Consider the following 25526-nt stretch of genomic DNA (forward strand, 5'->3'; position numbering starts at 1 on the left):
TCGGAGGACTGTACGGGAAAGTCGGGAGACATTGTAGATCGGGGGCTAAAACAATAAAGCAACCCGTTATAGAGTTTCTTTTTTGTTTTTAGTTTAAAAATACTTGGCTTGTGTACACGAGCCAGAGGCATCGCGCTAGCGGAAAAGACGCTCAAGCCAGCTGGGGAGTAATTAACTCTAAGCAATAAATAAATCTATATTTTATTTTTTAAAACATTTTTCGAAGAATTTTTGCTTTTAAAATTCTTGTTCTGCTCTTTTTTAGATTTTATATATTCACTAATTTCTTTGCGTTCCAAGTCAGTCAAAGGTTTACTTTGAATAATAAAATCTATTCCTGTTGGTTCTTTAATAAATCCCATAATATTAGTTTTTAAAGTATTTTTCTACTAAAAATTTAGATGCAGTTGTTTCTATTATCATTCTTTGGTTTTTAAAATGAAATGCTCCCAAAGTTTTCTCGTAATGTTCAATTAATTGTGTTTTTGCCGTAAAAGCTACAAATCCATCGTATCCTTTTTGAAATGAAAGTTTACAAGCATAAGCCACTAAATTCCCTGCAACTCCTTCATATAATTTGGTTTTACCAATATTAAAAGGAGAGCTTTCAAGTAAATCCATAAAAACATGATCGCTTTCTATTGTTAAACTTAATAATCCTTGAATAATTGTCGGATTGTGCTCAATAGTTAGCTTATATACTTCTTTTTTTATATCATCAAATTCCGATTTCCAATTGAAATTCCATTCGTTTTTCTTTGAAATATTTTTTAAATCATTTTTTGTCAATAAAGAAATTTCAGTTTGAAAACTATCTCCAGAAATAGTATTTAGTATAGAATTAGTTAATCTATCTATTATAAAATCCTGTTCAATAATTTTTTTTATTTCCATATTTCAAATTTACAAAATTTTTTTGATTTGAATTTTTCAAACTCTCTTTTAATTAGAAATGCGAATCAGGAGTTGCAAATCTATTTTTGGTGTCGACATTCTTGAAGAGCTGGTGAATACAATAAAGCAACCCATTATAGAGTTGCTTTATTGTTTTTAGTTTGAAAATACTCGGCTTGTGTGCACGAGTCAGAGGCATCGCGCTAGAGAAATAGACGCTCAAGCCAGCGGGGGAGTTCGTTGTCGAAGGCATCGAGTAGGATGATGCTCTCCGAAGTTAGTATCCCGATTGAATTTTTTAGTGGTGAACGGAATACTTTTTTTAAAAGATGTTAAAATGAGCTACGCCTTTTGAGTTCAATCAAAAAACAATATATTTGGTACCAAATTAATAGGCAATGACCACAACAGAAGTTTCAACACCATTAGAGCAGTATTTTCAACAATTTCGTAATAATATTATCGGAATTGATCAAGAGTTTGAATCGCCTTACGGCCTTCAAAAAATTATCTATACCGATTGGACAGCCAGTGGTCGTTTGTATCGTCCTATCGAAGAAAAACTAATGAATGAGTTTGGTCCTTTTGTGGCTAATACCCATACTGAAACTACGGTTTCTGGAACAGCAATGACCAAATCCTATCACCATGCCCGACACATTATTAAACATCATGTCAATGCCAATTCAGATGATGTTCTCATAACGGATGGTACTGGAATGACGGGTGTAGTCAATAAATTTCAACGTATTTTGGGATTAAAAGTACCTGAAAATTTAAAAGATTTTATTACTATTCCAGCCGATAAAAAACCAATTGTTTTTATTTCTCACATGGAGCATCATTCTAATCAGACCTCTTGGTTGGAAACGATTGCCGATGTAGAAGTTATTCCTTCAACAGAAGATGGTCTTTTTAGTCTAGAAAACCTAGCTGTTTTATTGGATAAATACAAAGATAGAACCTATAAAATTGCCTCTATAACTTCGTGTTCGAATGTAACAGGAATTAGAACACCTTATCATGAGGCAGCCAAATTAATGCACCAAAATAATGGAGTTTGTTTTGTGGATTTTGCTTGTTCAGGACCCTATGTGGAAATTGATATGCATCCCGAGGATCCAGAATCCTATTTGGACGCGATTTTCTTTTCGCCACACAAATTTCTGGGTGGTCCGGGAACTTCTGGAGTTTTGGTTTTTAATAAAAAATTGTATCATAACATGGTTCCAGATTGCCCAGGAGGAGGAACCGTATCTTGGACAAATCCTTGGGGAGAGCATAAATACATTGATGATATAGAAGATAGGGAAGACGGTGGTACTCCAGGTTTTCTTCAAGTAATCAAAACAGCATTGGCGATTCAATTGAAGGAGCAAATGGGAATTGAAAATATTCTTAAACGGGAGCATGAAATTGTGGATTATGTTTTTGAATCATTGGAAAATACTCCTAATATCAAAATACTTGCTGGGCAACATCATGACCGATTAGGGGTAATCTCTTTTTTTGTAGAAGACTTGCATTTTAATTTGGGAGTGAAATTATTGAACGATAAATTCGGAATACAAACTCGTGGAGGTTGCAGTTGCGCCGGAACGTATGGACATTTTCTATTGCATGTAGATCAGGAAACCTCACATCGATTGATAGACGAAATTACCTTGGGGGATTTAATCAGAAAGCCGGGTTGGATCAGAATGTCGATACATCCTACTACCACATCAGCCGAAATTGAATATGTATGCAACGGCATCAAGGCTTTAGCCGAAAATCATAAAACTTGGGCTTTGGATTATGATTACAATAAAGATACAAATGAGTTCACACACAAAAATGCTCAGGCTATAGAAGATACTTTAGTTCAGGATTGGTTTTCTTTATAAGATTCTGATCTTTTTAAAATAAATAATCACTTTTTCAAGATAGAACTTCTGAAAAGGTGATTATTTGTTTTAACCCAGATTCTGCATAAGAAATCATTAATATTTTTGATTGTTAGATAATTTAACTTTATGATTTTAGTCTAATAAAATTAAGCACTAAAACAAAGTAAAAAAGAATGTTCTATTCCGGTAAATTCTAGGCCTAAATGATGTTTCAAATGTATTTGTCGATGCCTTCTGGAAACCCTGAAAGGGTGGTATGATTATAGGAAATATATAACATCGTCGATCAAACCCTGAAAGGGTGAAATTATTTTACCTTTTTAATTAAAAAAAGCATCCTAATAATCAGTACAAATATCACCCCTTCAGGGTTTTGGAATGATAGAATTACTTGTTTCTACAATCATTACACCCCTTTCGGGGTTTGGGTAAGTTATGCCAATTGTTTTTGCTAGTCTAACAATCTCAAAAGTTTCGGGATTGTTAGGATTTTGATTCTAATTTTTCTTTGGTATGATGTCTAATGCGAATTTTTTATTATGGTATATTCTAGGCTTAAAGGGTAATCTGAACACTACTTCCTAAATTTCCATCTTTTATGCGTCCATAAATAATATTCTGGGGCTTCATAGATTTGTTCTTCCAAGCGCTTTATGAATTGATCTGTGATTTCATAATTTGGAACCTCAATGGCGTTTTCAGACAGTGTTTCAAGAGTAGCTTCATAATGACCCCGTTTTACTTTTTTGGTATTGAGGTAAACAACATTCATATTGTATCTTTTTGCCAGCATTTCGGCACCGGTATGAACTGGGACTTCAATTCCCATGAATTTTACGTAATGAAAAGCGGTGTTCTCTTTTGGAGATTGATCGCTTGCAAAGCCGTATAAAGACAATACATTGTTTTTATTGTTATCAATTATGGTAGGAATTGTTTGTTTGGTGGTGATTAATTTAGCATTAAATTTAGAACGTATTTTATGAACTAATTTATCGAAATAGGGATTTTTAAGTTGCTTATAAATCCCGTATGCTGTAAAATCAGAATGATAATTCATTGATATAATCCATTCATAGCTACCATAATGCGAACAAATTACAGTAACACTTTTTCCTTGTTTTTCGAGTTCTTTGTAAACTTCTATGTTTTTGAAGACAAATCTTTTGCAAATCTCTTCTTTAGAAATAGTCATCGTCTTTATCATTTCCAAAAACATATCGCATAGGTGGTGATAGAATTTTTTCTCAATAATTAATCGTTCCTTATCCGATAAATGAGGTAGGGTTAACGCGAGATTTTCGCGAACTGTACTTTTGCGATAGCGAACAATTCGGTAAACTACGATATAAACAAAATCGGAAAACAAATATAGTAATCGAAATGGAAGCATCGAAATTACCCAAATTACTGGATATGCAAGTAAATATATAAGGTATTGCATTTATTTGAAATTTATGCAAATATAAATAAATATTTATTTTTTCGAATTAGCTGTAGTTTGAGAATTATTGTTTTGGCTGTAATTTATTTTCTAAAGAAATTATTTTTTGTGTTTCCATCGCTTGTGTGTCCATAAATAATATTCTGGAGCTTCGTAGATTTGTTGTTCAACTAATTTTAAGAATTGATCTGTTAGCTCGTAATTTGGAACTTCGCCAGCGTTTTCGGAAAGGATTTCGATAGAACCTTCGTAATAACCTCGTTTTATTTTTTTTGTTTTCAAGAATACAACATTCATATTGTATTTTTTAGCCAGCATTTCGGCGCCGGTATGGACAGGAACCTCAATTCCCATGAATTTTGCCCAATGAAAAGCTTTACTTTCTTTTGGTGATTGATCGCTGGCAAATCCATAAACAGATAATTTTTTGTTTTTGCTATTTGTTATAATCGTTGGAATTGTTTCTTTAGTTGTTATTAAAGTGGCGTTGAATTTGGAACGAATAGAATGAACTAATTTATTAAAATAAGGATTTTTAATTTGTTTGTAGATTCCGTAACCATGAAAATCAGAGTAGTAATTCATAGATACTGCCCATTCGTAACTAGCATAATGGGCGCACATAAGTGCAATACTTTTTTCTTGTTTTTCGAGTTCTTTATAGATTTCAAAATCTTTAAAAACATATCTTTTGCATATTTCTTCTTTTGAAATGGTCATAGTTTTGATCATTTCTAGAAAGATGTCGCATAAGTGATGGTAGAATTTTTTTTCTATAATGAGTCGCTCTTTATTAGATAAATGAGGCAAAGCTATAGCGAGATTTTCTCGAACTGTTTTTTTTCTATAACGAATGATTCGATATACTATAATAAAAACAAAATCGGATAAAAGATAAAGTAATGGAAAAGGAAGCATTGAAATACACCACAAAATTGGGTAAACAATTAGATAAAGAATGTATTTCATTTTTTTAAATTTTGCCAAATATAGAGGATTAAAAAATTATATTGGATAGTTTATGATTTCTTTATTAGTACAAATTATAATATTAATTAGATTTACATTAAAATTAAAAAAACCTACATTTTATGAATACCATTTTGATTGGAATTATTGTTGCTAATGTGCTGATGAGTTATAAAGGATTTAATGATTTATCTTTTTTTAGAAAATATGAATTTCACATTGGGAGTATTCGTGCGGGCGAGCAGATTAGAATGATTTCTTCGGGATTTCTTCATGTTGACATAGCTCATTTAGTATTTAATATGTTGACGCTTTATTTCTTTGCTCCTGTAGTCTTTAATTATTTGGGTGGTTTTTCATTTGTATTAGTTTATTTCGGTAGTCTAATCTTCGGGAATTTATTGACAATGTTGTTTCATAAAGATGATTATAATTATCGAGCCGTGGGGGCATCAGGAGCGGTTACGGGAATTATTTTTAGCTCAATTTTGCTGGATTCTAACTTAGAAGTTTTCGGGTTTATTCCTGGTTTTATTTACGGCTTTATCTATTTGTTGTCTTCTATTTATGGAATGAAAGCCAAGAATGATAACATTGGTCATACGGCACATTTTGGAGGGGCTATAGGTGGTTATTTAATCACGCTTTTAAGAAATCCTGAATTGATGCAAGAACACACTTTAACTACTGTTGCATTAGCTATTCCGATAGTAATTCTTTTTGGCATGGAAAAAATGGGAAAACTTTGATCAATGGCAATAGCAATAGCAATATCAATGGCAGACTTTAAGAGATTTATTTATAAGGCCGCATAGTTGTAAAATTTTAATTAAACCAAATAGAATCAATATGAAAAAAGTAGTAGTAGTAATAGCTTGTCTATTTACAGTTTTGACTTACAGTCAAGAAACAAAACAAATTCCACAAATAAATGTGTCTGGAGAGGGAAAAGTAAAAGTTACTCCTGATCAGGCGTTAATTTTGGCCACAGTAGAAACAAAAGGAAATAATAGTAAAGAGGTGAAAAAACTGAATGATCAACAAATAGAAGCGGTTTTAAAGCTGGTTAAGAGTATGAATTTAGCTCCGGCAGATTATAAGACTAAAAGAGTTTCCTTGATGCCGCAATACGATTATGAAAAGAAAAAAACGAGTTACAATGCAACCCAAACTATTGAGATCATATTGAGAGATTTATCGAAATATGATGCTTTGATGGAAGGGTTAGTTGATCAAGGGATTAATAGAATTGACAATGTAACGTTTCAATCGTCAAAATTGGCACAATACCAATCTGATGCAAGAAAACTAGCTATGAAAGAGGCTAAAATGAAAGCGGAAGATTATGTGTCGGTTTTAGGGCAAAAAATAGGATCAGCGGTAGTTATAACAGATAGTTCGCAAAACTATTACCCGCAACCAATGTATTCGGCTATGAAAGGAGCTATGGGAGCTCAGGAAGATGCTACGACAAGAGAAACGATGGCAGTGGGAGAAATTGAAATTGTAGCCAATGTTACAGTGAGTTTTAAATTGGAATAACGTTTAGGATTTTTAGATTTAAATCCCATCTTGTTTGAAAAAATAAGATGGGATTTTTTTTTGTTTTTTGAGCAAAAAAAAACGCTTCAATTTCTTGAAGCGTTTTGTGGGGAGAGTAGGATTCGAACCTACGAAGACGTAGTCAGCAGATTTACAGTCTGCCCTCGTTGGCCGCTTGAGTATCTCCCCGAGGCCTTATTTGGTAACGCTTATTGCGTTATCCGGGTGCAAATATAGAGACTGTTTTTAGTTCTACAAACTTTTTTTGCACTTTATTTTATTATTATTTTAGTATTATTTTTAATGCATTGGTATTGAATAAAATAAAAAACATCAACTAGAACGATTTTTTATTTTGGAATGCAAAAAGGCTTCGTTTTTTAGATAATTCTATGTTTTTTGTTCGGTCGATTGTCTGTTAAATCTATCATTGTCGTTTTTTTTTAAGGTTCTACCATGAATTGTGTGGGTGAAAATTTCAACACAAATTACACGAATTGACACAAATTAGAATAATTCAAAATTTGAATTATTCTAATTCCTAGCTTTTATTTGAATAGGAGAAATTAAAACGCCTGATTTTTCGTGTAAATTTGTGGAATTGGTGTCTATTTTTTTAAAATAATTACAATATACCCATTCAATTCTATCTAACTCTTTTCAAATAGTCGGTATTTAGTTTGAGATAGCTTGCCGCTAGAAAATCTGCTAAATCTGCGTAAAAAAAATTTTAGCACACAGATTTAGCAGATCTACACAGATTTGATTTATTTACCATAAAAATAATTGTTTCATAATCAAATAGATTTTGCTTTTTTATAAAGATGCAATTTGTCTTGCATTCAAAGGGATTGTTCAGTCTCTAGAGAATTATTGAAACAAAAAAAATCTCCACTAGGGAGATTTTTTTTGAATATTATAAGGGATTATTTCCCTAATAATTCTTTGATTTTTGCTTTAAGTTCGTCGCCTCTTAAATCTTGTGCTACTATATTTCCTGATTGATCAAGAATGAAGGTAGCTGGAATTGATTCTACTTTATATTGCTTAGCAATTGGATCTTCCCAGCCTTTAAGATTTGAAACTTGTGTCCAAGTTAATTTATCTTTAGCTATGGCTTCTTTCCATTTTTCTGGATCTTCATCTAGAGAAACGCCAATTATATTAAGACCTTTTGAATGCAATTCATTATAAATAGCAACTACATTAGGGTTTTCTTTTCGACAAGGACCACACCAGGAAGCCCAAAAATCAACGATTGTTACTTTTCCTAAACTTGCTGCAAGAGTAATTGTTTTGCCTTGAGGATTAGGAGCAGAGAAATCAGTCCTTCATTTAGCTGCTGGAGCTGCTGTAGCGCCAACAGAAGGAGATTTCATTGCAGTAAGTTTTTCTTTTACGGCTTTACCTGGTTTCGCGTTTTTCAAAGATTCGTCAAGACCATTAAACATTGATTCTAATTTTTTAGAATCTACAGCTGGGTCACTGCTCATTCCTTGAATGATTAAAACACTAATAAAAGATTTTGGATGAGAAGAAGCGTAATCAACATATTTAGCTTTTGAAGTAACGCCAATTTCAGATTGAATTTTAGAATATTCTTTCATCAATGAATTGATTACGACAGTGTCTTTGGCTTGTTGAGCAGTTTGCATTGTCTGCATGTTCTTCGTTTGAAAATCGATCAATGGTTTTTGAACTTTAGTAAGTTCTTCATTGAATTTAACGAATTCGTCATTGCTATATGTTCCAGAAATTTTAGATTTTTGGATTGTATCTTTGTTTACTACGACAGTAATATCTCCGTTTTCAAGAATAAATGGAATTTTACCTTGAGCTCCTTCAATCTGTAAAGTATGAAAAGCTGGTTCAGTTACTTTTCCTTTAATTTCGAATTTACCGTTTTCAATTTTTACTGTATCAACAGCAATTAATCCCATTCCTTTCTCATCTTGAGTTTCCAGAATAACTGTTTTTCCATTTTCAAATCCAGTCGCAGTTCCTGAAATTGTGTATTTATCTTTGCTACAAGAAGTTAGTATGGCTGCAGCACTAAGAAATAAAATAATTTTTTTCATTTTTATTAGTTAATTGATTTAAGGTTACAAAAGTATTTAAATTTATAAATTAACAATAACTTTAGAGCCTAAATTTATGTTATAATTTGGATTAAAATCGAAATACACTTCTTACTATTTAATTTAATAGTAAGAAGTGTATTTGATGTTTGAAAATAGATTTGTTGTTAGGCTGTTTTTTTTTAATTGCTAAAATATTTTTTCTGAATTATAATTCATATTCAAATATATGAGATTCAATATGTTCAATCTCGTTTAATGTTATTTTTATGTCTAGATTGACTGTTCTTAATTCTTTGTGCAAGTGTGAGCAAATAGGATCTGAATCTAGCTTTAAATCAATTTCAGCTTTTTGGTTTTCTAGTGTTTTGAGGGTTTCTTGGGCATTTTTATATTGCCTTTTGTACAGATTGTGATAGTCGTTCATGGTTTAGTTGTTAAGTTAGTGTTAAGTTAGGGTTTGCTAATATATAAAATAGCTGGTTAAAAGAAAGTTAATAACTGGTTGTTTTTGTAATACTAATTATACGTAATAAACATTCACTTTATACAAGTTTGTAGTTAAGTGTAGGATTTATCGCTGGCTGATTCTATATGTTTGATTTTTAGCAACTTATGTTTTTTTTACTCCTTTAAATTATGTCAGAATGGCAATTCAGTTCAGAGTATTAGACGTTAAATTTTATTGAAATTGGAAGATTTATTATTGTTGAAAACAACAAAGTTATTAACAGTCAAAAAGTTAAATGTCTTTTTGAGTTGTTTTTGCATAGGGAGAATGCTTATTTAAATTTTTTCGCAAAAAAAAAGCACTCGTTTTAAGGAGTGCTTTAGTATTTGAAATGGTGTAAAACTAGTCTTGATTGATCGTTTTTCTCCAAGTAAAGGCGTTAAGAATGTGTCTTTTGGCAAATCTTCCAGGAGAATCTGCATTGACCATTTTTACGTAAGTAGCTTTAGGAACACTGATGTATTCGTAAACACTTCCGTTTGAGAAATTGATAATCAATCTACCTTCAACAAATTTATAATCTGTAATTGTTGATGTAGAGGTCGTTTCAGTATACTCTGGTAAGTTTTGTTTAACTGTCTCAGGGTTGATACTTACCAAAAAGTGGTAGGCTTCAATAATTTTTTTACTATTTTCTTCAGCTGCTTTTAATCCAGCATCATCACCTTGAAATTTATCAGGATGTGCATCTTTCATCGCATTGCGATAAATGGTTTTTAAATCTTTAAGCTCTACTGTTTTTTCTACGTTAAGCAGTTTGCGGTATTCAACTATTTTTTTCATAAATAAGGTAACTACTTGTCTTTTACTATTCAACCAAAATTATTTGCTTGAAAATCGACAATTTTTTGCAAAGGTACACTTTTTTTTAACTTTTTAGTTTAGACCCAAAAAAAAATCAAAAAAAGTACTTCTTTTTTTGATTTTTTTTAATCTGTTTAATGCTGTAATAGCTTATTGCTGAGGCTTATTGTTGGCTTTGTCAAAGTTTTTTGACTTTTTTGGATATTTGTTATAGCTAATATCACTTGGGTTTTCGATGATACTTTTTATGGTGATCCAATCTCCTAAGTTGTGTTTTTGAGCCATTTTGAAGTCTAAAAGATATACTCCACAAAAATAATTGTTGTTTTCATCTTGCTCCATTATTCCTGTAAAAACGCCTTTTTGTAACATTCTTTCTTCGTCTGCTTTGGTCATAATCTCTTTAATTTAAAATAATTCTGGTGCAAAGTTAAGCATTTATTGGGAATTATTGCGGGATTGGAATTGGATCTTGTTGAGTACTTTGTTTCATCTCGTGCGCGTAAGGGATAGAAATAAGCTACCGAAGTAGCATGGATAGCCCGACCGCATTAGGGTAAAGGGCCGAATACTCGCAGCTAAGAGTAGGCCTTTTACCCTAATGGGGTTACGCCCAAATGGAAGTGATTTGGGTAGTTTTTAGAATTGGTTTGGTAGATACGGCTGTTTGTGACTACCTTTGTTTTATGGAAAAAGTATTTCGCCCGAGTCCTAAATCTTTCAAAAATACGTTTTGTGTTTTTCATGAAGTGTTACCTGATAGGATAGAAGGTATGCCGGTGCAGTATGACAGTAAATCGGGGAGTAAATATTATTATACCAAGGAGGGGATGTATCGGTTGTCGAATCATTGGGGGAGATTGGCCAATAGCAAATGGCGTTTGGAGCCGATGGAACCCGAAACAGAATCCAAATTTAAAATAGGTTTTGCCGCTTGGGAAGAATTTTATCCCGATAATGCGGAAGAAGAGTTGTATTATTTGGAGGCCAAATATGATAAGAGAACGGTTAATTATCAGCATAAAAAGAACCCCAATTATGATTCGAAAGCCATACTGAGAACGAGTTTTGATACAGCGAAAAGAATTAAACAAATTCGGAACTTATTTGAACTTAGCTCATGGGCCAAGTATTTTGATTATGAGGATATTGATGAATTGCGTAAGGAAATTATAGAGGAACTAATTTTTACCAATAAAGCATTGGAAGAAATAAAAAGAGAAATACAATGAGTAGAAACAACGAAGGGAACATCAAGAAACACAACGACAAACTGCATAAAGCACAAGACAAAGCCAAAAAAGCAGCGATGGATCGTAAAGAAAAACTAAAACAGATTACTAAAAAGTTCAATGAGGATAAGGCTTCGGAGAACAATTAAATATGGATATCATGGATGAAAATAAATTTAGCGAACTAAAGAATGGTGTTCAGGAAATAATTGATTTTATTGCTAGCAAAAATGGGAAAGAAGCCAACAATAAATTAGTGGAAGTTAGCGAGGAATTAGATGAAATGCTGGATCATGCTGAGGAGGACGAAGACCTTATTGAGATTAGTAAGTATCAAGTATTATTGAATCAACTACAACAAAGAATAGTTTCGCTCGACGGACAATTATAATAGATTGTGATTAGACTAGATTTTATATAAAAATATGACTCCTAATAATTGTTATTGTGGTTCTTCAGAACCTTTTGAATCTTGCTGTAATCTTTTTATCAATGGGATCCAAAAAGCACCAACGGCTTTGGCATTGATGAAATCAAGATATTCGGCCTATGCGACCCATCAGGCGGATTATTTATTGGAAACAACACATAGCTCTCAAAGGAAGTATTATTCGAAAGAAGAAATTTTACTTTGGGCGACAGCCAATCAATGGCAAAAACTGGAAATCATTTCGGTTACAGAAAATACAGTGGAGTTTAAAGCTTATTTCAAGGATGAAAATAATGTGAATCAAGTGCATCACGAGTTTTCGACCTTTAAGCAAGAAAATGGCAGTTGGTTTTATGTAGATGGAAAGTTTAAGTGATTCTAGGTCCTAATTTTAAAATAAAAAATTATGAGGAAGTGTATTCAATTAGTAGCAATTATTTTATTTAGTGCAAGTTGTAAAAGTGTTGCTACGGCTCCGAAAGATGTTGTACAAACGGAACCTACATTTGCTTACAAACAGCAAATGGAAAATCTGGAGAAGGGTATTTATTTTAGAGGAACTGGAAATGAACCTGATTGGAGTTTGAAAATAGCGGAGGAAACGATCGAATTTAGCTCCTTGAAACCTGGTTTTGAATCATTAAGAGGAACTCATGTAGATCCCATTCGAGCCATGGATGCCAATGTAAAAAGGTATCGAGTTACCACCGCAACGGCTACAATGAATATTCAAATCCAACAGCAGGAATGTGCCAATACGATGTCTGGGGATAAATCTCCTTATTCCGTTCGAATAGAAATTGCAAAAGGGAATTCAGGTGATTCAACGAATTTTAATGGTTGTGGGAACTACATTACCGACTCCCGTTTGCACGATATTTGGGTTTTAGAAAAACTAAATGGAGAAAATGTTAGCTTGACGGACTTCACGAAAGAATTACCAAATCTGGAAATAAATAGTTCTACCAATCAATTCATGGGATTTGCGGGGTGTAATCGTATGAATGGAGTAATTTTCTTCGAAATAGGATTGCTTCGATTTGCTAACACCGCCACTACAAGAATGGCATGTGGAGTAAATAATAAAGAAAACGAATTTCTTAAGACATTGCAAAGTACTACAACCTATAAAGTAGAAAACATGCGTTTGACACTGAGCAACCCATCAGGAGTGGAGTTAGTGTTCAAAAAAGTAGATTAAGGATTTGAATCCTTGAACTATTTTTTTGAGGAAATACCATTTGTCAATCCAATGGTTTTGGTGTAATTTTTAAAATAGAGTTCGATTACCAATCAAAGCGTTAGTAATCGAAATCTGCTTTTAATTAAAAATAATATGATTGTCCGTATTGATACCTAAAGGATGTTTTTTTGACACAGATTCCACAAATTTCCACAAATTGAATACTCTGTTATATTGAAAATCTGTGCTAATCTGTGGAATTTGTGTCAGTTTTTTTTGTCAGGTATGATTACGGACAAGCATTAAAAATAATAATAATTACTCAACCTCTGAAAACTGTGACTGTGACTGAAAACTTCTACTTGAATAGTTACAAAAGTTATTTAGCTTCCAATATTTTTTGACTGTAGTAAGCGATTTCAGATGTTATTTTACCTTTGTCATTAAAAGTGTCTATAAACATCATAGGCAATACAATATTTTTATTATCGGATTTTCGGATTACCCTAATTTTCCACCAGGATTGCACAATTCTGGGATCATCCAATTCATAATGCAAATAATCAGGATATCCCACTTGATCCATACTGACTAGCTCAAACATTTCGAACATTTTTTTGTCATTTTCTTTTTGTTCTGCCAATGTGTATTCTTTGTGAATATCGATTGAATTGATATCCATAAAAGTAGCTTTCTCATCATAAAAGCTATAGGCTTTGTCAAAATCTTTATTTTCAAAGGCATGTACCATTTTTCGAACCGTATTGATATTTTCATGATGATTGTAGATTTCTCCATTTTTTCTATCCGCATAACTTTGATTGATTTCATCGTTCACCGTACTTGTCGAATAGTTAATCATCATTTTGATTTTGTTGTTTTTATCTACCGTAAATAAGCGGTGTATAGGTCTGTCTATTTTTACGCCAGTTTCCTTTTGTACTCCTTTTACATCTTCCCAAGTTTGCACCCAAACCAAGTCTTTTTGATCAGCATCTTTATATTCTAATGCATCGGGATAAGCTCCTTTTGAGCGTTTAATACTTGGATAGTCTATGTTGTCTTTCCATGTTTTAACAGTCTTTAAAAATGCCGCTTTATCCATTCCTTTATCGTCCTTATTGGTAGTGGTACCACTGTACGATTTAAAATCATCAGCTAAATAGCTGGCTACTTTGTTTTCGTCTCCACTAACAAAGGCTTGGGTCATGGCCTCTACCGTAGTTATAGCAGGATGCTCTACATAAATAGTACCATTTGTTTTTTTTTGGGAGTACGTGATGCAAGTTGCGATCAACAATACAATTGAAATACATTTTTTCATGTTTACTACTATATTTAGTTAAAAAAAAGGATTAAATTTAACAAAAAAATATTGATTATCAGTGCTTTATGTTTATTTTATTTTAAATACAGCATTGCTGATTTTAATTAGTCTACCTTGTCCCGTTGGAACTATTTTCAGTCCATCACAATTGGATATGGAAAACAACTTTGAGGCTTTGATTGCTACTTATATTGAAAATAAAGTGGGCATATCTGAACATTTTTTGAGTAATGATTTGGCCAATAATTTAAAGCAGAACTTATGCGCTTTAAATGAAAATAGCCAATTATCCGCAGCAGGGATTGGCAATTCAGAGAAGCTGTCCTACGATGGAGCCATTCGAAGCGATTCTATCTATTGGCTCGACAAAAAACACAACAATGCTTTCGAGAATGAATTTTTTGTGCAAATAGAAGCCTTTATACTTTATTTGAATGAAAGTTGTTATGCCGGAATTACTGGGTATGAATTTCATTATTCCTTATATGAAGCAGGCGATTTCTATCTAAAGCATCTCGACCAATTTAAGAATAACCCAAGTCGAAAATACTCTATGATTAGCTATCTAAACAGCGATTGGCAAGAAAGCGATGGGGGAGAGCTACTCATTCATCAACTGAATAACAATCAAAAAATAAGCCCTACTCAAGGCAAAACCGTTTTCTTCAAAAGTGACGAACTCGTTCATGAGGTTTTGGTTACCAAAAATACCAGAATGAGTATCACAGGTTGGCTTAAGAGCGACTAGTGAATCAGTGAAAAAGCAATGCTATCATTATTTCTATGAAAATTAGAATAATAACGATCCATTCTAATCGGGAGCTCTCTCGCACATTCAAAACATCGGTAAAAAGTCTAAGATTATCTTCAACAATATCAAGTCGATAATCAAGATCTTTGAAACGTGGATTGATGTCAAAATTAGTTTTGAGATGGCGGTTTAATAAATGGAGTTCCTCATTGTCCCATACTATATTTGGGTCATCAAGAATGTAAAGATTATCAACAATGCTGTTTTTTACATTCAATACTTTTCCGATATATTTGAGTAAATTAATTTTAGAAATACTCAATTTTCCATGTTGTTCCAATTCTAATATGTATTCTCTCGAAGAGGTAATAAGGGCATCTGTTAGCACCTCATAATAATCTAAAGCAACAGACTGCCCAATATTGAGCATTATGATTCTTAAAACTGAAGGGTCAACATAGGGCACCAAAACATAGTCGTTTTTGATAACCACTTTTGAAATGCTTTTATCAATTTCTATTAGGTATTCTTCAAACAAATCCAAATAAACAATTGTAGTGGCATAATTTTGGACAAAGAGGATCAACTCTTTTTTTTCGACTGCGGTATAATTAGCAAAAACAACCACACCATAATCGAATATATACAGGTATCGCTTTTTATCACTCAAAGTGTAAAAAATTTCCGAAGGAGAACCGGAATAAGGTTCTATTCCAAATTCAGCTCGTAATTTTTTAATGTTAAAAGCTTCCGCTATTTGAATGGCTTCAATTTTGATTAAATCGGCTTCTTTCATATAAAGATGCTATTTGTTTTTTATTGCAACCTATAAAGTAGTTTAAAGTTAGCTATTTATGTTTTAGGAATGAAATATACAATGCCATTTTTTATATAAAAATAATTAGAAATAACATTTGGAGAAAGGATCTCTAAAATAACAGCAAGACAAGGAGAATAAATTATAGAACTTTTTCAAAGGATTTGGCAAGTGTTTTATTTAAAACAAGTAACTTAGTATGTTGTAAATCAATTAAATAAAATCAAAATGAAAGAGCAAAACAATACATCAGATTCAAATGGCTTAAATCTAAATAAGAAAGATAAAAACAAATTGCCGGATTCCCTTTTGTATCCTCCAGAAGAAGATATTTATAGAAAATTCCATAAAGAAAGTGAAATAGATCCTGAAGATATTTCTAAAATGAAAGCGCCGGTTGAAATAAATAATGTTAGCAAATTGAATGAAAAAGATTTTGATGAAGATATGTCTGGTGGGGATTTGGATGTTCCAGGTTCTGATTTGGATGATGAATTTGAAAACATAGGAAATGAAGACGAGGAGAATAATCATTACAGCATTGGAGGAGACAGTCATAGCAATTTAGACGAGAATACGGGAAATAAAGATTAATGCCTTGATAACTATCGGTATTAATTTAATATTTAATCGCTCATAATTTAAAAGCGTTTATTTTTTTGGTATTTTTACGGATAAGCATTAAACGATACAAGTAAAAGACTAAATATGTCACAAAGAGACAGAACCCATCAAATGCCAATTTACAAAAAGGCAGAAGATATATTCAAACTTACCGAAGGCTTAATACAAATTATCCCAAAAGAAGACGAATTTTTGCAAGAAACAACCGTTCGCTTTATGATGGAAGACGCTATGACCATCCCCGCCAAGATTGCAGGAGCAGAGGCAGCTGATTTATATGATTTACGAATGGAAAACGCAGCAATTATTCGCAAAGCAGCACGAAATTTATATGTTCAGGCCGGAAGTTTGCGCTATCATGGAGTCGATAATGTAGAATATATCGATTTGCTTCGAAAGGAAATTGATGAGTTTCGCCTGTTGTTCATCGCCTGGGTGGCGAGTTTTGATGTATGGAATTACATCAAAGACGACTGGGGTTTGTTCAATCCACCCGGAGTAAATGCCCATGACAAAGACCTAGATGAAGATATTCCTTTTAATCCAGACGATTTTTTCGGCTTTGATCCCGATGCCGATTTTGATGAGGATGATGAAGAGTAAGGATGTTGTATTCTAATAAATGTTTTCATTTGAATATTGTTACGATTATAAATTTTGTTTTTATGTACATCCCCATTTTAGTTACAGCAGCCATTATAAAAAAAGAGTCTAAAATTCTAATAGGCAAGCGCGCTCCAAACAGGCATCTTGCAGGTTATTGGGAGTTTCCAGGTGGGAAAATGGAGACTGGTGAAACGCCTCAAGAATGCTTAAAAAGAGAGATCAAAGAAGAACTTGGAATTATTATAAAAGTGAATGATTTCTTCATGGAAAATGAACATCAATATGACCAGAAGATGATATATCTTAAGGCTTTTGAATGTGAATATGTTTCGGGTGAAATAGTATTAAAGGATCACGATCAAATAGAATGGGTAGAAGTTTCTGAATTTGTAAATTTTGAATTCGCAGCTGCCGATATTCCTTTTATCAATGCTTTGAATGGAGAATAAAAAAATAAAAAAAACGGTTTACTCGATTGCCTCTTTTCTTGAAGTTGATGCGGCTACTTGGGGGAATCTCTTGAAGGAACACCATATCGATTGCATGATTGAGGAGGCCGGTTTTTCTCAAAGAAAAGCATGGTTTGATTGTTTCAATATTTTAAAAGAAGAACTTAAACTTTTAGCTTTATCACCAAAAACTGTCGAAAACATATTTGTAGTATTTGAATATGAATTACCAAGAGAGCGTGGCCGAAGACCAGACGTTTTAATACTGAGTGGTACTAATTTAATCGTATTGGAATTCAAAGGGTTTTCTCAGGAAAATCAGGCGCAAATTGACCAAGTAAAACATTATGTACGGGATTTAAGAAACTATCATCAAAAATCACATGATTTAAATGTTATACCTGTATTGGTTTTGGCTGCTGCAAATTCTATATATCATGAAAAGGATGGGGTTCAGATCGTTTCGAAAAATAAACTGCACACCGTATTGACTGATCTAGTTAAAGAAGAATTTACTACTATAGAGAACTGGTTTGAAAGTGAATACGCGCCATTGCCTTCATTGATTCAATCCGCACAGTTGTTGTTTAGAGAAAAGCAATTTCCACAAATTAAGAAAGCTACTAGCGCTGGTATTCCATTAACATTAAAAAAACTGAAGACAATAGCGGAACAATCCGAAGAGGAGAATTCACATCATTTGGCACTGATTACCGGAGTTCCAGGAGCGGGTAAAACACTCGTAGGCTTGCAATTTGTATTCGAAACCTATTTGCAAAACACCAAGCAAAAAGCGGTTTTTTTATCGGGAAATGGGCCTTTGGTTCAGGTGTTACAATACAGTTTAGAGAATAAAAATTTTGTTCAATCGGTTCATGGCTTTTTGAAACAATATGCACACTCCACTCAAATTCCGAATGAAGATGTAATCATTTATGATGAAGCACAACGGGCTTGGGATGCAGAAAAAGTGTCTAATTCCCATAGAGATAGTAATAATGCAGAACCTACAGATTTTATTGCTATTGCCAATAAAAAAACACATTGTTTACTGATAGGTTTAATTGGCGAAGGCCAGGAAATACATCTAGGAGAAGAAAGCGGAATCGAGCTTTGGTCTAATGCGCTAAATCAATCAACAACAAAATGGGTGGTGCATTGCCCAGACAAACTCAAAAACGAGTTTGCTAAGCAAGAGGTTAAGGTTGTTGAAGAATTTAATTTGACGACTTCTTTGCGTACGCATGAATCAGTTACACTTCAAAGCTGGGTTGAGAATTTATTAGAGGATAATATTACCGTTGCAAAACAATTGGCAGAGAATTTATTTAAGGAAGATTACGCGATCTATATTACAAGAGATCTTGAAATCGCAAAATCTTTTGTCCGAAGTAAATATGGTAATGAGCCCAATAAAACGTTTGGATTAATAGCCAGTTCAAAATGTAAAATTTTACCCAAATATGGAATAATGAATGGCTATACAGCAATACCAGCCTTTACATTTTCTCAATATTATGTAGATGACAAACATCCTTTCTATTGTAGAAACCTAAACAGTGTTGTTACTGAATTTGCCTGTCAAGGTTTAGAATTGGATATGCCTATATTGGCGTGGGATACGGATTGGATTTATAATAATGGTTGGAAAGACATGATGCCAAATTATAAAGCAATAGACTCAAAGCAATTAAGAAAAAACAGTTACAGAGTACTACTGACACGGGGAAGAGATGGGGTAATACTATTTGTACCTGATGAAAATTCTCTCGATAACACCTATAGTGTTCTGCTTGATGCAGGTTGTAAAACGGTATGAATAAAGATGTTTTATTTCAATAATAGTCTGTTGAATAGGTAGTTATGTAGTAAACTAAAAAAGATAAAAGGAAGTCGGAAAATTTCATCCTCCATTTTTGAGGATGAAATTATAAGTAACCAATTTTTTCTGTTCCGGATATTCTTTTATCACAGTGTTAAGGCCTCCCAAGGAATAATCATTAGGATTGAAAGGAGGAGCCATCGATACTCCCATTAGGCTCCAAGATTCTTTACTTTTAATTCGTGAACCTAGTCAAGTCACTCCAGGTATTACTTTCATGGGTCTTCCTCCAATAGCAAGGTCATTGCTAAAGATGCAGACTTAAAACTTGGATTACACTACTCTTGCTGCAAAAGAAGCATTTTTACAGGGTGGCCCCGCATAAAATACGTGCTATATAGCATCATGAGCGAATTTGGACTCTTTTCCATATGATTTTTTTTAGTTGATTTATTTTGTTTCCTGAAGACGAAGTGTGGCTACTGAAATATGTGGCCATTTAATTTCAACAACACTTCCGTCAGGAGCAAAAACTGGAAAATCAAGAATTACAGTTTGTGTGTATTGTAATTGCAGAAAAGTACTTCCGTCAGGATTTTGTACCGTTTCGATCCAAAAAATTGCAGAGAGACTGTTAGCATTAGCATTTACATTAATAAAAGGAATATTTGTGATCCCGCCAACAGGGGCTGTAACTCCAGGATTAGCAACACCGTCAACAGGGTTAGCGTCTAAAAGAATAACTATTGTTTGGGTAATATTTTGTCCTTTAATAGCATTTTCTAATAAGATATTAGGGTTCATAATGACTTCCTGTGGAATGCCTGCTGGAGGAACGGCATTCTTTAGTTGTGACAAGTAGGTATCACTAGTCTTATTTTGCCTTTTACCATCTACAATAAAAAAAGGTGTAGGATCTGCTATATCAAATTGTGGGCCGCCATTTATAGTGAAAAATGTTCCTTGTGCTAAAAGAGAATCACCGTGAGGGATTGAACCAAGGCGGGCTATACTGGGTTGTACAGCAGGATCAGTGCCATTAGGGAGATTTAGGAATAAACCAGTTTCTAGATGAATACCATTTTTTCCGCTGGGAAGATTAACATCATTTACCTGTTGCAAATAGTGTAGGCCCATGAATGCAATATCTTGTTGTGCATTACCTCGGTTAATAATGTCTCCACCTATAGAGGAGAAGGTAAACGTTTCTGAGGTTGAATTCAATATAATTTTGAATTTGTCTGTGGGTGGCGGACCTGGTTTAGCTTGGTTCATATTAGGTACTTCAATAAGGTTAAAACCCGGACCTACCCATGTACCTGTGAGTGTTTGTAGGACACCAAGATTAACTGGTGCATCCAAAGATTCGGTTTTAAAGGTAGCTTTCAGTCCTTTATTGACTTTGTTGACTTTTTTGGCTTCTAGCTTATTTAAACCTGAAAGATTTAAATTGCTTAAGGGATTCTTTTGGTTGATGGACATTTTTGTTTTATTTAAGGTTGGTTATAGTTTTACTATGTTTTTATTTTTTTTCTATTTAAAGAAATAGTTGTTTTTACCTTACAGCTCTTTTCGGCTAAAGCCTTCAATCTGGGTTAATACTTCGGTGGTCATAAAAACTTGCGGGGGATTACTAAAATCACTTAAGAATAGTTCTCCATATGTTTTTACAAAGTTTTGAAATATTGGACCGTTCACATGTTTTAAAAATGCATCTTGGTCTTTATAAACCTCCCAGAAACAAACCTCTCCTGCTGGCGGTGTAGGTAGACTTTTTTCTTTAAAATTAGGGATATGTACCATGTATAGTAATGTCTCAGGCTCATTTTCCTGTACATCTTGTGCTAGTTTTTTTAAAGCTGCTGTAGCTTTAGCTTCATTTCCGGGTAGGATAGTCCATTTTGCTGTCAGAGGATAATACATAATTTATTTTTTATTTTATTAGAAAATTTAGATAGTATGATTAAAGTATTATAGCTCTACATATTCAAAAGTTGGGCCTGCGCATTCTCCGTTGTCTAGTGGGATATTTAGTAGTTCCAAAGCTTTATATTTTAGATCATACATAACCGTAATGCCTTTAATCAGCAGTTCAGGTTGGCCGCTTACCGCATCATTTATACCGTTGAGCAATGCTACATATACTTTATTGAAATCAATGGCTTTTTCCATCAGTTCAGGATTGTGTTCATAATCTTTCATTTTTAGGATTAGCCTTCATATTGTAAACAGATGACCAGCTTATCGCGAAGGGGCGACCTGTGGGAACACTTCTTACTGGCATCTGGAAATTGGTATCATTGGCGCTATACATACGACCATAACTAATCTCTTGAAATTTAAAGTAATGAGCGTATTCGATGTTTTCTCCAAACAGAACATGTTCAGTAGTAATAGTTCCATCGATACCTTCGCCCTGTCCTACGATTTCTCCGATAGCTTCTTCAGCATCTTCGTATGTAATCACCTTTGTGATTTTTCCACCGCTTCCGTAATAATGTTCAGGAGCTATCTGGCGTTTTGGATCTCCTATGAATATTCCCCCAGGAGTTGTTTCGTTCAAACGCAATAAGCCGTATCGTATCGATTCATAAAATTGACCTATGCTATCAAAATTCTTTGTGATTGGCGCTTTAGGGTCAGAGGGTCTTTCAATCGTAGCAAATTCTTCTAGAGCTTCTCGCGAAAATCTAAGGAGTTGTACTTCAAAGGGAGGCATCCCTTTTGGAACTTCTGGAACGATACCTCCCGGTAATGGTGTGGGGTACGATGGGATGATCTCTTTTACATTAAAAAGTGTATCGCCTTTTTTGATAGTCTTTGGGTCTGTGATGGCATTAAGGATATTGGCAACCAGTATCATGTGCAGCATTTCCTCAACCACTACACTTCGAATAAGTCCTGCTGCTTCCACGTTACTACCTTCTTTGATGGTGTAAAGCCCACACAAGTAAGGAGGTATTGTAGAAAGTTCTAGTTTCAATGCGGTTTTGAGGCAGTCTTGAAGATGCTTAAGGTCTTGGATGTAGTTTTTTACATCTTTTTTAGACATTTTTAACTGAATATTTTGGCCTTTAACAAGAGTTGCACCTTTTAGTAAAATTGAAGTATCCGTCTCTTGGGGACTATCTGAATCAGTAAGAGGCTTGATTAGTTTTTGACGATTCGGATTGTTTTTTTGAAAGAAATTATTTTCCATAATTTAATTATTGTTCAAGTTGTTTTAGAATAGCTTCGGCAGCTTTAAAAGTTAAGGCAGACATTGTTAAAGTAGGATTAGAAGTGCCAAGTGTAGGCATATTGCCGCAACCTACTAAAAAGAGGTTCTCGTGATCCCAGGTACGCATATCCTCATCTACTACAGAATCATCCTTCGTAAATCCCATACGGTGTGTTCCCACAATATGACCTGCACCCGCAAAAGTATATCCTTTGCCTTTGTAAGTAACATAGTCAGGATCATGCCCAGGTTTATACTCTGTAAAATCTTCGATACCACATTGTTTGAACATTTGCTCGGAAACGATTCCTGATGCTTCAAAAGCCTTTAGCATATATTCTGTGGCTTTGTAATGGATAACAGGTCTGTAATTATCAATATTATCTTTGTACGTAGGATCAATGGTTACACGGTTGTCTGGATCAGGAGTCTGTTCGCATTCAAAGTGAGTGAAGAACTGTCGGGTAATAAGATCTTCTATTTTATCACGTAGTTCTTTACCAAATATACCTTGTTCAACAGCATTGCTAACGTCTTTTGCAGGCGATCCTGTTGGCCATGCCCAGCCCCAGTTGTCGAGTGGCAGTATCCATGCGGCATGTTCTTTACGGAATTCTCCATCTCGGAAGGTAGGAATATTAGAAGTAGATCCTGGACCACGATAGGGGTAAATAGGTTCTTTTGAGAGCCCCCATCGCAATACTGTCATGTGATCCATCAGGTTTCGTCCTACCTGATCGCTGCTGTTAGCAGCTCCTGAGGCAAGCAGCAGCTTGGCATTTTCGATAGCACTGGCAGCCATTACATATATAGTGCCTTTGGCTACATGTGTTTTGTACTCACAAGAATTTCCATTTGTATATGTTTTATATTCAACTCCGTTTATCCAGTTAGAATTTTCATTAATCAGCAGTCGGGAAGCTACCGCTTGTGTTTTTATGGATAGGTTTGCCATATCACATTTTCGAAGCGTTTTTAGAGCATTGTATTTAGCTTGTACTGGGCAGATTGGTACACAGCTTGCATTTCCTTCACAGCGCTGTCCTGTGTAAGGATCCCAGTTAGACCCCACAGGATCATAACCTTCTTTTGATTTGTTTCGGGTTATATCAAGTTTTTTTGTATTGGAATTCCATACTACGCCGTTGATGTCGTAATCCGGATTTGGGATAGAGTTTCGTCCTTGCGGTGTACTGATACAATACAGTTTGTATGTTTTATTATTCAGTACGATTTTGTTGTTTTTGTTTATCACTTTTGTCATAACCTTATCCAGATAACTGGTTGGTATAGATTTCATCGGGTAAACATATTCTTTGCCAAAGATATTCTGCTGCTCAATAGGATAGTTTTGATCCTGAACATCACCCGAAACGCCAATCTCATTTTCGGCCATTTGGTAATAACGGGACATATCTTCATACTTAATAGGCCAATCTACACCAACTCCGTATTTCGATTTCATCTTGAAGTCGTTTGGTAGCATCCTGAGGGTTGTTCCAAGCCAGTGTAGGGTAGTGCCGCCTGGAGCTCGTGTGTTGTCACTCGCAAAGGGCAGCGGTCCCATTTGTACCAGGTATCCGTTAGCAGAAGGTGTATTCTTTTTTATCACTTCTATGTCAAGGACATTTATAGAAGGAGCATCTTTTATATTGGGATATGGTGAGTTAGGTACCTTTGCCGAAGCATTGTAAAAGGTTGTTAGATAGTCCTGATAGTTTTTGTAAACAGCTTCTTGATCCATAGCTATGCCAGCTGTAAGTCCCGCTTCAAGCAGAAGTACTTTTTTACCCGCATTGGTAAGCAGTTTCGCCATTATTGACCCGGCGATACCAGAGCCAACAATTACTACATCATAATTGTTATTTTCCATTTAGATAATTTTACTATTGATTATTTAACCGTAAGTGGACGATCTGCCCATGAGCCGAAACCGGGTTGCTTAGCTCCTGGTGGGTGGGTGTGTCCAGCATTCCACATCAGGCCTTGAATATAGGATGCCGATGATACCACTTCGTTTTCCCAGTTCCCTGTGTACCAGAGTATAATGATCTTTTTTGCAAGTCCATCATAAGACGAATTAGGCATAAATTGTGTAGATAAAGTGTTTTCGATGCTTTGTGCAGTATGTACTGGATCTGTAAACAGTTTGTTCAGATCCAAAAAGAAGTAGTCTATGGTTTCTTTACCTACATTTTTAAGAATGGTGTTGTAATAGTTTTCCAGCATTCCGGTAGCCTTAAGTTCGGTTTTGCCGAAACCGGTAAGAAGTGCTGAAACTTTTAAAAAGAGTTTTGAATTGGAGTTGGATTCCATAATATAGTTTTGGGGATTAAGGTGTTAAGAGTCTTTTTGCTAACCATTTTTTTTTGAGATAGTAGGTTTTTAATACAATTCGTTTACTGATTTTTAAATAATGAATGGCATATACTCGAAATAAATTTTACTAGCTTCCTTTTTTAAATCTAAATTACAGGAGATGTAAAATCAGTTATAAAAAAAAGGCATAAGACGGAGATTCTTATACATAAGTTGGAGTATCTGTAGGATAAGATTTTGTAAAAAAGAAATTTAAACATTTGCAAATAATGTCATGCATGATCGTAATTTCATATCGTCAGGAGTTCCAAATATCTGTGTTGCCGTTTTTCCGTTGAGATTTAATACTTCCTCAGAAATTTCAACCAGATGCTTACCAAGGATGGGATGCTGTAAATATGCAGTGGCTTCATTCAAATCTTTGAATCCGTATTGTTTTGCAGTCTCACTGGAACCCAGTCCTCTAATTTGAGGAAAAATATACCACATCCAAATGGGTACTCTTTTTGCCTTTTTTTATTTCTGAGAATGCTTTTAGGCACACCTGATTTTGTGCGTCTAAAAATTTGATTAATTCGTTGTTATCAGTCATTTTTTTATTTTAGGTGCCACCGG

Annotated in this window: 30 protein-coding genes, 1 tRNA gene and 1 pseudogene; 13 read left to right on the forward strand and 19 right to left on the reverse strand. The window is 34.1% G+C overall.

All coding sequences use genetic code 11. The features are described from left to right. Positions 1 to 194 precede the first annotated feature (194 nt). Complete coding sequence (locus FNW52_RS20870; RefSeq protein WP_185966014.1) at positions 195 to 362, reverse strand: hypothetical protein; 168 nt, start codon at positions 360 to 362, stop codon at positions 195 to 197. 4 nt (positions 363 to 366) lie between these two features. Next, positions 367 to 894: a hypothetical protein gene (locus FNW52_RS16380; protein ID WP_143378560.1), complete on the reverse strand. Its 528-nt coding sequence runs from the start codon at positions 892 to 894 to the stop codon at positions 367 to 369. Between the two features lie 398 nt (positions 895 to 1292). Here FNW52_RS16380 and FNW52_RS16385 point away from each other — a divergent pair, with 398 nt between their 5' ends. Beyond that, positions 1293 to 2780, forward strand: coding sequence for an aminotransferase class V-fold PLP-dependent enzyme (locus FNW52_RS16385; protein ID WP_143378561.1), 1488 nt, complete (start codon positions 1293 to 1295; stop codon positions 2778 to 2780). Between the two features lie 577 nt (positions 2781 to 3357). Here FNW52_RS16385 and FNW52_RS16390 read toward each other — a convergent pair. Then, positions 3358 to 4227, reverse strand: a complete 870-nt coding sequence (locus FNW52_RS16390; protein ID WP_143378562.1) for a lysophospholipid acyltransferase family protein — start codon at positions 4225 to 4227, stop codon at positions 3358 to 3360. A gap of 99 nt (positions 4228 to 4326) precedes the next feature. Continuing rightward, complete coding sequence (locus FNW52_RS16395; RefSeq protein ID WP_143378563.1) at positions 4327 to 5196, reverse strand: lysophospholipid acyltransferase family protein; 870 nt, start codon at positions 5194 to 5196, stop codon at positions 4327 to 4329. Between the two features lie 122 nt (positions 5197 to 5318). Here FNW52_RS16395 and FNW52_RS16400 point away from each other — a divergent pair, with 122 nt between their 5' ends. After that, positions 5319 to 5945, forward strand: a complete 627-nt coding sequence (locus tag FNW52_RS16400; protein WP_143378564.1) for a rhomboid family intramembrane serine protease — start codon at positions 5319 to 5321, stop codon at positions 5943 to 5945. Between the two features lie 100 nt (positions 5946 to 6045). After that, the gene (locus FNW52_RS16405) at positions 6046 to 6738 is read left to right on the forward strand and encodes an SIMPL domain-containing protein (RefSeq protein ID WP_143378565.1); all 693 of its coding nucleotides are present in this window, start codon (positions 6046 to 6048) and stop codon (positions 6736 to 6738) included. Positions 6739 to 6845: 107 nt separating this feature from the next. Here FNW52_RS16405 and FNW52_RS16410 read toward each other — a convergent pair. The 6 genes and pseudogenes from FNW52_RS16410 to FNW52_RS16435 all read right to left on the reverse strand — a co-directional run bounded on the left by FNW52_RS16410 (position 6846) and on the right by FNW52_RS16435 (position 10527). Beyond that, positions 6846 to 6927 (reverse strand) — tRNA-Tyr (locus FNW52_RS16410). Positions 6928 to 7664: 737 nt separating this feature from the next. Next, positions 7665 to 8051 (reverse strand): annotated as a pseudogene (locus FNW52_RS16415) (TlpA family protein disulfide reductase); the annotation flags it as partial. Between the two features lie 18 nt (positions 8052 to 8069). Next, positions 8070 to 8816 carry a DUF4369 domain-containing protein gene (locus FNW52_RS16420; protein WP_143378567.1) on the reverse strand — a complete coding sequence of 249 codons (747 nt, stop codon included), beginning with the start codon at positions 8814 to 8816 and terminating at the stop codon, positions 8070 to 8072. Between the two features lie 208 nt (positions 8817 to 9024). Further along, complete coding sequence (locus FNW52_RS16425) at positions 9025 to 9243, reverse strand: hypothetical protein (RefSeq protein ID WP_143378568.1); 219 nt, start codon at positions 9241 to 9243, stop codon at positions 9025 to 9027. Between the two features lie 426 nt (positions 9244 to 9669). Continuing rightward, a complete protein-coding gene (locus FNW52_RS16430) occupies positions 9670 to 10110 on the reverse strand; it encodes a KTSC domain-containing protein (RefSeq protein ID WP_143378569.1) in 441 nt (146 codons plus the stop codon). 171 nt (positions 10111 to 10281) lie between these two features. Further along, positions 10282 to 10527, reverse strand: coding sequence for a hypothetical protein (locus FNW52_RS16435; RefSeq protein WP_116764579.1), 246 nt, complete (start codon positions 10525 to 10527; stop codon positions 10282 to 10284). Positions 10528 to 10817: 290 nt separating this feature from the next. Between FNW52_RS16435 and FNW52_RS16440 the strand changes: the two genes are divergently transcribed. From FNW52_RS16440 to FNW52_RS16460, 5 genes are read left to right on the forward strand one after another with little or no spacing between them, the layout of a single operon-like run. After that, a complete protein-coding gene (locus FNW52_RS16440; RefSeq protein WP_143378626.1) occupies positions 10818 to 11363 on the forward strand; it encodes a hypothetical protein in 546 nt (181 codons plus the stop codon). Then, positions 11360 to 11512 (forward strand): hypothetical protein, encoded by a 153-nt coding sequence (locus FNW52_RS16445; protein WP_143378570.1) that lies wholly within the window; start codon positions 11360 to 11362, stop codon positions 11510 to 11512. Before FNW52_RS16440 ends, FNW52_RS16445 begins: the two co-directional genes overlap by 4 nt. Positions 11513 to 11523: 11 nt before the next feature. Further along, complete coding sequence (locus FNW52_RS16450) at positions 11524 to 11754, forward strand: hypothetical protein (protein ID WP_143378571.1); 231 nt, start codon at positions 11524 to 11526, stop codon at positions 11752 to 11754. A gap of 34 nt (positions 11755 to 11788) precedes the next feature. Further along, a complete protein-coding gene (locus FNW52_RS16455) occupies positions 11789 to 12169 on the forward strand; it encodes a YchJ family protein (RefSeq protein WP_143378572.1) in 381 nt (126 codons plus the stop codon). A gap of 30 nt (positions 12170 to 12199) precedes the next feature. Beyond that, complete coding sequence (locus tag FNW52_RS16460; protein WP_143378573.1) at positions 12200 to 12994, forward strand: META domain-containing protein; 795 nt, start codon at positions 12200 to 12202, stop codon at positions 12992 to 12994. A 361-nt stretch (positions 12995 to 13355) separates the two neighbouring features. Here the strand turns inward: FNW52_RS16460 and FNW52_RS16465 are convergent, their stop codons facing one another. Then, positions 13356 to 14300, reverse strand: coding sequence for a nuclear transport factor 2 family protein (locus FNW52_RS16465; protein WP_143378574.1), 945 nt, complete (start codon positions 14298 to 14300; stop codon positions 13356 to 13358). A gap of 157 nt (positions 14301 to 14457) precedes the next feature. Here FNW52_RS16465 and FNW52_RS16470 point away from each other — a divergent pair, with 157 nt between their 5' ends. After that, positions 14458 to 15051 carry a 2OG-Fe(II) oxygenase family protein gene (locus FNW52_RS16470; RefSeq protein ID WP_143378575.1) on the forward strand — a complete coding sequence of 198 codons (594 nt, stop codon included), beginning with the start codon at positions 14458 to 14460 and terminating at the stop codon, positions 15049 to 15051. 4 nt (positions 15052 to 15055) lie between these two features. Here FNW52_RS16470 and FNW52_RS16475 read toward each other — a convergent pair whose 3' ends face one another. After that, positions 15056 to 15850: an RMD1 family protein gene (locus tag FNW52_RS16475; protein ID WP_143378576.1), complete on the reverse strand. Its 795-nt coding sequence runs from the start codon at positions 15848 to 15850 to the stop codon at positions 15056 to 15058. Between the two features lie 249 nt (positions 15851 to 16099). Between FNW52_RS16475 and FNW52_RS16480 the strand changes: the two genes are divergently transcribed. From FNW52_RS16480 to FNW52_RS16495, 4 genes are all read left to right on the forward strand, one after another. Beyond that, positions 16100 to 16465, forward strand: coding sequence for a hypothetical protein (locus FNW52_RS16480; RefSeq protein ID WP_143378577.1), 366 nt, complete (start codon positions 16100 to 16102; stop codon positions 16463 to 16465). A gap of 114 nt (positions 16466 to 16579) precedes the next feature. After that, a complete protein-coding gene (locus FNW52_RS16485; RefSeq protein ID WP_185966015.1) occupies positions 16580 to 17098 on the forward strand; it encodes a hypothetical protein in 519 nt (172 codons plus the stop codon). A 62-nt stretch (positions 17099 to 17160) separates the two neighbouring features. After that, positions 17161 to 17550, forward strand: a complete 390-nt coding sequence (gene mutT, locus FNW52_RS16490) for an 8-oxo-dGTP diphosphatase MutT (RefSeq protein ID WP_143378578.1) — start codon at positions 17161 to 17163, stop codon at positions 17548 to 17550. Further along, on the forward strand, positions 17540 to 19369 hold the full coding sequence (locus tag FNW52_RS16495; RefSeq protein WP_143378579.1) for a DNA/RNA helicase domain-containing protein: 1830 nt from the start codon (positions 17540 to 17542) through the stop codon (positions 19367 to 19369). Before mutT ends, FNW52_RS16495 begins: the two co-directional genes overlap by 11 nt. A gap of 453 nt (positions 19370 to 19822) precedes the next feature. Here the strand turns inward: FNW52_RS16495 and FNW52_RS16500 are convergent, their stop codons facing one another. The 7 genes from FNW52_RS16500 to FNW52_RS16530 form a co-directional block, all read right to left on the reverse strand. Then, positions 19823 to 20854 carry a heme-binding protein gene (locus FNW52_RS16500; protein ID WP_143378580.1) on the reverse strand — a complete coding sequence of 344 codons (1032 nt, stop codon included), beginning with the start codon at positions 20852 to 20854 and terminating at the stop codon, positions 19823 to 19825. Between the two features lie 78 nt (positions 20855 to 20932). Continuing rightward, on the reverse strand, positions 20933 to 21295 hold the full coding sequence (locus tag FNW52_RS16505) for a putative quinol monooxygenase (RefSeq protein ID WP_143378581.1): 363 nt from the start codon (positions 21293 to 21295) through the stop codon (positions 20933 to 20935). A 48-nt stretch (positions 21296 to 21343) separates the two neighbouring features. Beyond that, positions 21344 to 21574 carry a hypothetical protein gene (locus FNW52_RS16510; RefSeq protein ID WP_143378582.1) on the reverse strand — a complete coding sequence of 77 codons (231 nt, stop codon included), beginning with the start codon at positions 21572 to 21574 and terminating at the stop codon, positions 21344 to 21346. Beyond that, entirely contained in the window at positions 21561 to 22355 is a 795-nt protein-coding gene (locus FNW52_RS16515; RefSeq protein ID WP_185966016.1) for a ferritin-like protein, read from the reverse strand. Before FNW52_RS16515 ends, FNW52_RS16510 begins: the two co-directional genes overlap by 14 nt. Positions 22356 to 22578: 223 nt before the next feature. Next, positions 22579 to 24465, reverse strand: a complete 1887-nt coding sequence (locus FNW52_RS16520) for a GMC family oxidoreductase (protein ID WP_143378584.1) — start codon at positions 24463 to 24465, stop codon at positions 22579 to 22581. Positions 24466 to 24485: 20 nt separating this feature from the next. Then, a complete protein-coding gene (locus FNW52_RS16525) occupies positions 24486 to 24908 on the reverse strand; it encodes a hypothetical protein (protein ID WP_143378585.1) in 423 nt (140 codons plus the stop codon). Positions 24909 to 25163: 255 nt separating this feature from the next. Continuing rightward, positions 25164 to 25400, reverse strand: a complete 237-nt coding sequence (locus FNW52_RS16530) for a DUF1810 domain-containing protein (RefSeq protein WP_370511575.1) — start codon at positions 25398 to 25400, stop codon at positions 25164 to 25166. Between the last annotated feature and the right edge of the window lie 126 nt (positions 25401 to 25526).

Source organism: Flavobacterium sp. ZT3R18 (genome assembly GCF_007097385.1).
Classification (GTDB): domain Bacteria; phylum Bacteroidota; class Bacteroidia; order Flavobacteriales; family Flavobacteriaceae; genus Flavobacterium.